At 60.2% G+C, this 9,859-nt stretch carries 16 protein-coding genes; all 16 read right to left on the reverse strand.

Going from position 1 to position 9,859, the window contains the following annotated elements; genetic code table 11:
* Positions 1 to 7 precede the first annotated feature (7 nt).
* The 16 genes from rplE to fusA all read right to left on the reverse strand — a co-directional run bounded on the left by rplE (position 8) and on the right by fusA (position 9,845).
* A complete protein-coding gene (gene rplE / locus AB8B20_RS07790) occupies positions 8 to 568 on the reverse strand; it encodes a 50S ribosomal protein L5 (RefSeq protein ID WP_120291946.1) in 561 nt (186 codons plus the stop codon).
* Positions 561 to 875 carry a 50S ribosomal protein L24 gene (gene rplX, locus AB8B20_RS07795; protein ID WP_068731477.1) on the reverse strand — a complete coding sequence of 105 codons (315 nt, stop codon included), beginning with the start codon at positions 873 to 875 and terminating at the stop codon, positions 561 to 563. The genes rplE and rplX overlap by 8 nt, the downstream gene beginning before the upstream one ends.
* The gene (gene rplN, locus AB8B20_RS07800; protein WP_068731479.1) at positions 875 to 1,243 is read right to left on the reverse strand and encodes a 50S ribosomal protein L14; all 369 of its coding nucleotides are present in this window, start codon (positions 1,241 to 1,243) and stop codon (positions 875 to 877) included. Before rplN ends, rplX begins: the two co-directional genes overlap by 1 nt.
* A 41-nt stretch (positions 1,244 to 1,284) precedes the next feature.
* Positions 1,285 to 1,533 (reverse strand): 30S ribosomal protein S17, encoded by a 249-nt coding sequence (gene rpsQ, locus AB8B20_RS07805; RefSeq protein ID WP_089268173.1) that lies wholly within the window; start codon positions 1,531 to 1,533, stop codon positions 1,285 to 1,287.
* 10 nt (positions 1,534 to 1,543) lie between these two features.
* Complete coding sequence (rpmC, locus tag AB8B20_RS07810; RefSeq protein ID WP_089268172.1) at positions 1,544 to 1,753, reverse strand: 50S ribosomal protein L29; 210 nt, start codon at positions 1,751 to 1,753, stop codon at positions 1,544 to 1,546.
* A 4-nt stretch (positions 1,754 to 1,757) separates the two neighbouring features.
* On the reverse strand, positions 1,758 to 2,171 hold the full coding sequence (rplP, locus tag AB8B20_RS07815; RefSeq protein ID WP_089268171.1) for a 50S ribosomal protein L16: 414 nt from the start codon (positions 2,169 to 2,171) through the stop codon (positions 1,758 to 1,760).
* 32 nt (positions 2,172 to 2,203) lie between these two features.
* Positions 2,204 to 2,902, reverse strand: a complete 699-nt coding sequence (rpsC, locus tag AB8B20_RS07820) for a 30S ribosomal protein S3 (protein ID WP_068731624.1) — start codon at positions 2,900 to 2,902, stop codon at positions 2,204 to 2,206.
* A 19-nt stretch (positions 2,903 to 2,921) separates the two neighbouring features.
* On the reverse strand, positions 2,922 to 3,308 hold the full coding sequence (rplV, locus tag AB8B20_RS07825; RefSeq protein WP_068731486.1) for a 50S ribosomal protein L22: 387 nt from the start codon (positions 3,306 to 3,308) through the stop codon (positions 2,922 to 2,924).
* Between the two features lie 10 nt (positions 3,309 to 3,318).
* The gene (gene rpsS / locus AB8B20_RS07830) at positions 3,319 to 3,597 is read right to left on the reverse strand and encodes a 30S ribosomal protein S19 (RefSeq protein WP_089268170.1); all 279 of its coding nucleotides are present in this window, start codon (positions 3,595 to 3,597) and stop codon (positions 3,319 to 3,321) included.
* Positions 3,598 to 3,609: 12 nt separating this feature from the next.
* Entirely contained in the window at positions 3,610 to 4,443 is an 834-nt protein-coding gene (gene rplB / locus AB8B20_RS07835) for a 50S ribosomal protein L2 (protein WP_068731490.1), read from the reverse strand.
* 12 nt (positions 4,444 to 4,455) lie between these two features.
* A complete protein-coding gene (locus tag AB8B20_RS07840) occupies positions 4,456 to 4,755 on the reverse strand; it encodes a 50S ribosomal protein L23 (RefSeq protein WP_068731492.1) in 300 nt (99 codons plus the stop codon).
* A complete protein-coding gene (gene rplD / locus AB8B20_RS07845) occupies positions 4,752 to 5,372 on the reverse strand; it encodes a 50S ribosomal protein L4 (RefSeq protein WP_089268169.1) in 621 nt (206 codons plus the stop codon). The genes AB8B20_RS07840 and rplD overlap by 4 nt, the downstream gene beginning before the upstream one ends.
* 1 nt (position 5,373) lies before the next feature.
* On the reverse strand, positions 5,374 to 6,099 hold the full coding sequence (rplC, locus tag AB8B20_RS07850; protein WP_068731496.1) for a 50S ribosomal protein L3: 726 nt from the start codon (positions 6,097 to 6,099) through the stop codon (positions 5,374 to 5,376).
* A 51-nt stretch (positions 6,100 to 6,150) separates the two neighbouring features.
* On the reverse strand, positions 6,151 to 6,459 hold the full coding sequence (gene rpsJ, locus AB8B20_RS07855; RefSeq protein WP_013166261.1) for a 30S ribosomal protein S10: 309 nt from the start codon (positions 6,457 to 6,459) through the stop codon (positions 6,151 to 6,153).
* A gap of 83 nt (positions 6,460 to 6,542) precedes the next feature.
* Positions 6,543 to 7,733: an elongation factor Tu gene (tuf, locus tag AB8B20_RS07860; RefSeq protein WP_184517871.1), complete on the reverse strand. Its 1,191-nt coding sequence runs from the start codon at positions 7,731 to 7,733 to the stop codon at positions 6,543 to 6,545.
* Positions 7,734 to 7,772: 39 nt separating this feature from the next.
* Complete coding sequence (fusA, locus tag AB8B20_RS07865; protein ID WP_089268268.1) at positions 7,773 to 9,845, reverse strand: elongation factor G; 2,073 nt, start codon at positions 9,843 to 9,845, stop codon at positions 7,773 to 7,775.
* Between the last annotated feature and the right edge of the window lie 14 nt (positions 9,846 to 9,859).

The raw sequence follows: 9,859 nt of genomic DNA on the forward strand, positions 1-9,859 counted from the left end.
CAGCTACTCACTGCCGGAACGGGAAATTGAAAGCGGTCAACAAAGCGCGGGCCTCGTCGTCGGTGCGCGCAGTGGTGCACACCGTGATGTCCATGCCCAGCGGCGTATCCCCGGCCTTGTCGAAATCGATTTCCGGGAAAATGATGTGCTCTTTGAGACCGAGCGAGTAGTTGCCACGGCCGTCGAAGCTCTTGGCGTTCAGGCCACGGAAATCTCGCACGCGCGGCAGAGCGACGTTCACCAGACGATCAATGAACTCGTACATCTTCGTCTTGCGGAGAGTCACCTTGGCGCCGATCGGCTGGTTTTCACGCAGCTTGAAGGTCGCGATAGCAACGCGCGAATAGGTCACGATGGCCTTCTGACCGGCGATCAGCGACAGGTCGCTGGCAGCGGTTTCGGCCTTCTTGCGGTCGTTCACAGCTTCGCCAACGCCCATGTTCAGGACGATCTTGTCGAGGCGCGGAACCTGCATGACGTTTTCGTAGCCGAACTGTTCAGTCAGCTTGGCACGAATGGACTTGTCGTATTCGACGCGCAGGCGCGGAATGTAGACGGTCTCAGACATCGATCTCTGCTCCCGAACGCTTGGCGATACGCACCTTGGTGCCATCAGCCTGGATCTTGAAACCAACGCGAGTCGGCTTGCCGTCCTTGCCGACGATCGCGATGTTGGACAGTTGGATCGGCGCCTCTTTCGAGATGATGCCGCCTTCCTGTGCCTGGGTCTGCTTCTGGTGACGCTTGACCAGGTTGACGCCGCGAACCAGCGCCTTGCCCTCGGTCGGGCGCACTTCAAACACTTCGCCGGTACGGCCCTTGTCGCGACCGTTCAGCACGATGACCTTGTCACCCTTGCGAATTTTGGCAGCCATTACAGCACCTCCGGCGCAAGCGAGATGATCTTCATGTGGTTCTTGGCGCGCAGCTCACGCGGCACGGGCCCGAAGATACGGGTACCGATCGGCTCGGACTGATTGTTGATCAGCACGGCAGCGTTGCGATCGAAGCGGATGACAGAGCCATCCGGGCGGCGAATGTCCTTGCGGACGCGCACGACGACCGCCTTCATGACGTCGCCCTTCTTCACCTTCCCACGTGGGATGGCTTCCTTGATCGATACGACAATTACGTCGCCAACGGATGCATAACGGCGCTTGGATCCACCAATCACCTTAATGCACATGACACGGCGTGCGCCTGAATTATCGGCCACGTCGAGGTTGGTCTGCATCTGAATCATTGATGCACCTCGTCCTCTGTTTATGCGCTAATGCGCGATTTTTAGGCAGTCTTCTTCTGTTCGCCCCGGACAACCGTCCAGTGCTTCAGCTTCGACATCGGCTTGCTCTCTTCGATCCACACCATGTCGCCCGGCTTGAACTCGTTGTTCTCGTCGTGGGCATGGTAGTTTTTCGAACGGCGAATGGTCTTCTTGTAGATCGGGTGCGTAAAGCGACGGTCAACGCGAACAACAACCGTCTTGGCTTGCTTGTCGCTGACGACCACGCCCTGCAGAGTACGTTTCGGCATGTTCGGCCCCTTACTTCGACTTACCGTCGCGCTTCTGCGCGGCGATGGTCTTGATTCGTGCAATATCACGACGCGCCTCACGAAGGCGAGAGGTGTTTTCCAGCTGCCCGGTGGCGCGCTGGAAGCGCAGGTTGAAACGCTCCTTCTTCAGATTGAGGACGGCGTCGTCCATCTGATCGGGGCTCATTGCGCGGATATCGCTGGTTTTCATTTCGGCCATGGCTCTACTCCGCAATGCGCGTAACGAAACGCGTCTTGATCGGCAGCTTGGCGGCAGCGAGGGTCATCGCTTCCTTGGCAATCTGCGTGGTGACACCGTCGATCTCGAAGATCACTCGGCCTGGCTTGACGCGCGCAACCCACAGTTCCGGAGTACCCTTGCCGGAGCCCATTCGGACTTCAGCGGGCTTCTTCGAAACCGGAAGATCCGGGAACACCCGGATCCAGACGCGGCCGGCACGCTTCATGTGACGGGTCAGCGCGCGACGGGCAGCTTCGATCTGACGCGCGGTCAGACGTTCCGGCGCCATTGCCTTCAGGCCGAACTGACCGAAAGCCAGCGTGGCGCCCGAAGTCGCAACGCCGTGGATCCGGCCCTTATGCGCCTTCCGGAACTTGGTCTTCTTTGGTTGCATCATGGCTTACGCCCTCAAACCTTCTAATTAAACGCTCAAGCAGCGTCGCGACGCGGCCGGGAATTGTCACCCTCGGCCATGCGCTTGTCCTGAGCCATCGGATCGTGCTCGAGGATTTCGCCCTTGAAGATCCAGACCTTGACGCCGCAGGTGCCGAACGTCGTGAACGCGGTGGCTACGCCGTAATCGATATCCGCACGCAGCGTGTGCAGCGGCACGCGACCTTCGCGATACCATTCCATACGCGCGATTTCCGCACCGCCCAGACGACCCGAGCAGTTGATACGAATGCCTTCGGCGCCGAGACGCATGGCCGACTGCACTGCCCGCTTCATCGCACGGCGGAACGCAACGCGGCGCTCGAGCTGCTGTGCGATCGACTCGGCGACCAGGGTCGCATCGAGCTCCGGCTTGCGGATTTCGACGATGTTGATCACCACGTCCGAAGAGGTGATGTCGGCAACCTTCTTGCGAAGCTTGTCGATGTCAGCGCCCTTCTTGCCGATCACAACACCCGGACGAGCCGACTGAATGGTCACGCGGCACTTCTTGTGCGGGCGCTCGATGATGATCTTGGCGACGGCAGCCTGCTTGAGCTCCTTGTGCAGGATCTCGCGGATCTTGACGTCTTCGTGCAACAACTTGCCGTATTCGTTCTTGCCGGCATACCAACGTGAATCCCACGTACGGTTGATGCCAAGACGCAGACCGATTGGATTGATCTTCTGACCCATCTTATTCTCCTGCGCCTGCTTACGCTGCTGCTTCTGCTTCGACCTGACGAACGACAATCGTCAGCTGCGCAAACGGTTTAAAGATACGGCCCGAACGGCCACGGCCGCGCGGACTGAAACGCTTCATCACGATGCCCTTGCCGACATGCGCCTCGGAGACGATCAGTGCGTCAACGTCGAGGTCATGGTTGTTCTCGGCGTTAGCGATCGCCGATTCCAGGCACTTCTTCACGTCGACCGCGATCCGCTTACGCGAGAACTGCAGGTCGGCGAGTGCAGCCGAGGCCTTGCGGCCGCGGATCATCTGCGCAACCAGGTTCAGCTTCTGCGGGCTCACGCGCAACATGCGGGCGATCGCCTTGGCCTCGTTATCCGGGAGGCTCCGTTCGCGCTTTGGCTTGCTCATGACTTAGTCCTCAGCCCTTCTTGGCTTTCTTGTCGCCGGCGTGGCCATGGAAGGTACGGGTCGGCGAGAACTCGCCGAACTTGTGACCAACCATTTCCTCGTTCACAGCGACAGGTACATGCTTCTGGCCGTTGTAAACGCCGAAGGTGAGACCCACGAACTGCGGCAAGATCGTCGAGCGACGGCTCCAGATCTTGATCACATCATGACGACCAGACGAACGAGCGGCATCTGCCTTCTTGAGCAGCGAACCCTCGACGAACGGGCCTTTCCAGACTGAACGAACCATGTCCGGCGATCCTTACTTCTTCCGCTTGTGGCGGCTGATGAGAATGAACTTGTTGGTCGACTTGTTCGACCGGGTCTTCTTGCCCTTGGTCGGCTTGCCCCAGGGCGTAACCGGGTGACGACCACCCGAGGTACGACCTTCACCACCACCGTGCGGATGGTCGATCGGGTTCATGACGACGCCGCGGTTATGCGGACGCCAGCCGAGCCAGCGGGTACGACCGGCCTTGCCGATCGAGATGTTCATGTGATCCGGGTTCGACACAGCGCCGATGGTGGCGGTGCAACGACCGTGAACCAGGCGCTGTTCGCCCGAGTTCAGACGGATGATCACGTAATCATGGTCACGACCGACGAGCTGGGCATAGGTGCCGGCGGAACGAGCGATCTGGCCGCCCTTCCCGATCTTCATCTCGACGTTGTGGATGATCGTGCCGATCGGCATGTTGCCGAGCGGCATGACATTGCCCGGCTTCACGTCGACATAGCTGCCGGCGATGACGGTATCGCCAACGGCCAGACGCTGCGGCGCCAGGATATAAGCCTGCTCGCCATCGGTGTACTTGATCAGCGCGATAAACGCGGTGCGGTTCGGATCGTATTCCAGACGCTCGACCACGGCCGGAACGTCGACCTTGGAACGCTTGAAGTCGACGATACGATAGGACTTCTTGTGGCCACCGCCACGGAAGCGCACCGTGATGCGACCGGTGTTGTTACGACCGCCAGCCGAGTGCTTGCCTTCGGTCAGAGCCTTGACAGGCTTGCCCTTGTACAGCGCGGAACGATCCACCATGACCAGCTGACGCTGGCCGGGTGTCGTTGGGTTGAATGTCTTAAGTGCCATCGTTGATCGCCCTTACAGTCCGGTCGTAACGTCGATGCGGTGGCCCTCTTCGAGGGTCACGATCGCACGCTTGACGTTCGACTGTGAACCGAGGTTGCCACGGAAGATCTTCGTCTTGCCCTTGCGAACCAGCGTGTTCACGCTCTTTACCTTGACGTCGAACAACTTTTCGACGGCTTCCTTGATCTGCGGCTTGGTGGCCTTGCCGTCGACCTTGAAAACAACCTTGTTGAATTCAGAAGCGACAGTGGCCTTTTCCGTCACCACAGGGGCGACGATCACGTCGTAATGGCGCGGGTCGATGTTCTTCATTTGAAGCGCGCCTCCAACGCATCAAGCGCCGCCTTGGTCAGAACCAGCTTCTGACGACGCAGAATGTCATAGACGTTGATGCCCTGGATCGGCAGCACGTCGATGTTCGGAATATTGCGGGCCGCCTGAGCGAAACCGACATGAACCTCGGCGCCATCGATGATCAGCGCGTTGGTCAGGCCGAGACCCGTGAAGTGACCGAGCAGAGCCTTGGTCTTGGCGGCTTCCAGGTTGGCGTTCTCGATCACGATCAAGCCGCCGTCCTTGGCCTTCGCCGACAGGGCATGCTTCAGCGCGAGTGCACGGACCTTCTTCGGCAGATCGAACGCATGGGAGCGAACGACCGGACCGAAGGCACGACCACCGCCGCGGAACTGCGGAACGCGAGCCGAACCGTGACGAGCACCGCCGGTGCCCTTCTGCTTGTACATCTTCTTGCCGGTGCGCCAGATTTCGGCGCGGCCCTTGGCCTTGTGGTTGCCCGACTGGCGCTTTGCGAGCTGCCAGTTGACGCAACGCTGGATGATATCGGCGCGCGGATCGAGACCGAAGATGGCATCCGACAGCTCGATCGAGCCGGCGTCCTTGCCCTCAAGCGTGGTGACGTTCAGTTTCATCTCACGCTCCTTCCTGCTCGGCCGCAGGTGCTTCAACGGTCGCACCCTCTCCTGCCAGCTTGAACTTGCCGGGCTTCGGCGCGTCCTTCGGCAGAGCCTTCTTCACCGCATCGCGAACCGAAATCCAGCCGCCCTTGGAGCCGGGAACGGCACCTTCGACGAGGATCAGGCCGCGCTCGACATCAAGCTGCACGACGCGCAGGTTGAGCGTGGTGATACGATCGACACCCATATGACCGGGCATCTTCTTGTTCTTGAAGGTCTTGCCGGGATCCTGACGACCACCGGTCGAACCGATCGAACGATGCGAAACCGACACACCGTGCGTGGCGCGAAGACCGCCGAAATTCCAGCGCTTCATACCACCGGCGAAGCCCTTACCGACCGAGGTGCCGGTGACATCGACAAACTGGCCAACCACGAAGTGGTCTGCCTGAATCTCGGCGCCGACCGGGATCAGCGCGTCTTCCGACACGCGGAATTCCGCGACCTTCCGCTTGGGTTCAACCTTGGCGACCGCGAACTGGCCGCGTTCAGCCTTGGGCAAATACACGGTCTTGCGCGAGCCCGATCCGAGCTGCAGCGCGACGTAACCGTTCTTCTCGCTGGTGAGGTGGCCAACCACCTGGCAGTTACCCAGCTTGAGCACGGTCACAGGGATATGTTCACCGGCGTCTGTGAAGACCCGGGTCATCCCGACCTTTTGTGCGATCACTCCGGAGCGCATCGGCGTGCTTCCTGTTCTTTCTGTCCGTTTGACCGGACGGGACCTAAATACTTAGAGCTTGATCTCGACGTCGACACCGGCGGCCAGGTCGAGCTTCATCAAAGCATCGACTGTCTGCGGGGTCGGATCGACGATATCGAGAAGACGCTTATGGGTGCGCATCTCGAACTGCTCGCGGCTCTTCTTGTCGACGTGCGGCGAACGGTTGACCGTGAACTTCTCGATGCGCGTCGGCAGCGGGATGGGTCCACGGACCTGTGCACCCGTGCGCTTCGCGGTGCTTACGATCTCACGGGTCGATGCATCGAGGATACGATGATCGAACGCCTTGAGACGAATGCGGATATTCTGGCCGTTCATTGCCGTGTCTTTCTTTGAAAGCGAATGGTTGTTGCGAGTAGCGAGTAGCGAGACCCGCTACTCACGACTTCCTGTTCGCGTCCTTACTCGATGATGCTAGCGACGACGCCTGCACCGACGGTGCGGCCGCCTTCACGGATGGCGAAGCGCAGCTTTTCTTCCATCGCGATCGGCACGATCAGGTGCACTTCCATGGCGATGTTGTCGCCCGGCATCACCATTTCGGTGCCTTCCGGCAGATGCACCACACCGGTCACGTCGGTGGTGCGGAAGTAGAACTGCGGACGGTAGTTGGTGAAGAACGGCGTGTGACGGCCACCCTCTTCCTTGGTCAGGATGTAGGCCTCGGCCTTGAACTTGGTGTGCGGCTTCACCGAACCCGGCTTGCACAGCACCTGGCCGCGCTCGACGTCTTCACGCTTGGTGCCGCGCAGCAGCGCGCCGATGTTGTCGCCGGCCTGACCCTGATCGAGCAGCTTGCGGAACATTTCAACGCCGGTGCAGATCGTCTTCTGCGTGGCGCGGATACCGACGATTTCGATTTCCTCGCCGACCTTGACGATGCCGCGCTCGACGCGGCCGGTGACAACGGTGCCGCGACCCGAGATCGAGAACACGTCTTCCACCGGCATCAGGAACGGCTGGTCAACCGGACGCTCCGGCTGCGGGATGTAGCTGTCGACGTTCTTCATCAGTTCGAGAATGGCGTCGTGACCGAGCTTCTGGTCCGAGTTTTCGAGAGCGGCCAGCGCCGAACCCTTGATGATCGGAATGTCGTCGCCCGGGAAGTCGTACTTCGAGAGCAGTTCGCGCACTTCCATCTCGACCAGTTCGAGCAGTTCCGGATCGTCGACCATGTCGCACTTGTTCAGGAACACGACCAGCGCGGGCACGCCGACCTGGCGGGCGAGCAGGATGTGCTCGCGGGTCTGCGGCATCGGGCCGTCAGCGGCCGACACGACCAGGATGCCACCGTCCATCTGCGCGGCGCCGGTGATCATGTTCTTCACATAGTCGGCGTGGCCGGGACAGTCGACGTGGGCGTAGTGGCGGTTGGCGGTCTCGTATTCGACGTGCGCGGTCGAAATGGTGATGCCGCGGGCCTTTTCCTCGGGCGCCTTGTCGATCTGGTCGTAAGCGGTGAACGTGGCACCGCCCGTCTCTGCCAGCACCTTCGTGATCGCCGCCGTCAGCGACGTCTTGCCGTGGTCAACGTGACCGATCGTACCAATATTGCAGTGCGGCTTGTTACGTTCAAATTTTGCTTTGGCCATGACTCTCTCCGTTTAGTCGTCAACTGTCGCTAACGACAATCAGGCAAACTTCTTCTGGACTTCTGCCGACACATTAGCCGGCGCTTCCGCGTAGTGATCGAATGACATCGAGAACGTTGCACGACCCTGGCTCATTGAGCGCAGCGTGTTCACGTAACCGAACATGTTCATGAGCGGCACCATCGCATTGATGACGTTGGCGTTGCCGCGCATGTCCTGACCCTGGATCTGACCGCGCCGCGAGTTCAAGTCGCCGATGACCGAACCGGTGTAGTCTTCCGGGGTCACGCATTCGACCTTCATGATCGGCTCGAGCAGAACGGACTTGCCCTTCTGCAGCGCGTCGCGGAGTGCCGCGCGCGAAGCAATTTCGAAGGCCAGAGCCGACGAGTCGACGTCGTGATAGGCGCCGTCAACCAGCTGGACATGAACGTCGACCACGGGGAAGCCCGCGACCACGCCCGAGGTCATGACGCTGTTGAGACCCTTTTCGACGCCGGGGATGTATTCCTTCGGAACCGAACCACCGACGACCTTGGATTCGAACACGAAGCCCGAACCCGGCTCGCCCGGCTCGACCACGAACTTGACGCGGGCGAACTGGCCGGTACCACCGGTCTGCTTCTTGTGGGTATAGTCGACTTCAGCGCGCTTCGTGATCTTCTCACGGAACGCCACCTGCGGTGCGCCGATATTCGCGTCGACCTTGTAGGTACGGCGCAGAATGTCGACCTTGATGTCGAGATGGAGTTCGCCCATGCCCTTCAGGATGGTCTGGCCGGACTCGTGGTCGGTCGACACGCGGAACGACGGATCTTCTGCAGCGAGCTTCGCCAGAGCGACGCCCAGCTTTTCCTGGTCGGCCTTGGACTTCGGCTCGATCGCGATTTCGATCACCGGCTCCGGGAATTCCATGCGCTCGAGAATGACCTGCTTGTCCGGATCGCAAAGCGTGTCACCGGTGCGGGCTTCCTTGAGGCCAGCCAAAGCGACGATGTCGCCGGCAAAGGCTTCCTTGATGTCTTCGCGGTTGTTCGCATGCATCAACAGCATGCGGCCGATACGTTCTTTCTTCTCACGGGTCGAGTTCACGACACCGGTGCCGCTCTGCAGAACACCCGAATAGATGCGGCAGAACGTGATGGTGCCGACGAACGGATCGTCCATGATCTTGAATGCGAGCAGAGCCAGCGGCTCCTTGTCGTCCGCCTTGCGGAGGATCTCGTTGCCGTCTTCGTCCGTGCCCTTGATGGCAGGAACGTCAACCGGCGACGGCAGATAATCGACAACCGCGTCGAGCAAAGGCTGCACGCCCTTGTTCTTGAAGGCCGAGCCGCAGAGAACCGGATAGAACGCGCCAGTCAGCACGGCCTTACGGATCAGACGCTTGAGGGTCGCCTCGTCCGGCTCGGTGCCGTCGAGGTAAGCAGTCATCGCCTCATCGTCGAGTTCGACGGCGGCTTCGAGCAGCTTCTCGCGATACTCCTTGGCCTTCTCGACCAGGTCAGCCGGAATGTCGACGGTCTCGTACTTCGCGCCGAGGGCCTCGTTGTTCCAGATATAGGCCTTCATGATCACGAGATCGACCATGCCAACGAAGTCGTTCTCAGCGCCGATCGGCAGCTGGATCGCAACGGGCTTCGCGCCGAGACGGTCGATGATGTCCTGCAGGCACTTGTAGAAGTCAGCGCCGGTCTTATCCATCTTGTTCGCGAAAACGATCCGCGGAACCTTGTACTTGTCGCCCTGACGCCAGACGGTTTCGGTCTGCGGCTCGACGCCCTGGTTGGAGTCGAGAACGCACACGGCGCCGTCGAGCACGCGCAGCGAACGCTCGACTTCAATCGTGAAGTCGACGTGGCCGGGGGTGTCGATGATGTTCAGGCGATGGCCGTTCCAGAATGCAGTGGTAGCGGCGGACGTGATGGTGATGCCACGCTCCTGCTCCTGCTCCATCCAATCCATCGTCGCGGCACCTTCGTGCACTTCGCCGATTTTGTGGCTCTTGCCGGTGTAATAGAGGATGCGCTCGGTCGTTGTCGTCTTACCGGCATCGATATGCGCCATGATACCGAAGTTACGGTAGTCCTCAATGGCATGTACGCGAGGCATGGGATGTTCCTTAA

Source organism: Tardiphaga sp. 866_E4_N1_4, from assembly GCF_052076075.1.
Classification (GTDB): domain Bacteria; phylum Pseudomonadota; class Alphaproteobacteria; order Rhizobiales; family Xanthobacteraceae; genus Tardiphaga; species Tardiphaga robiniae.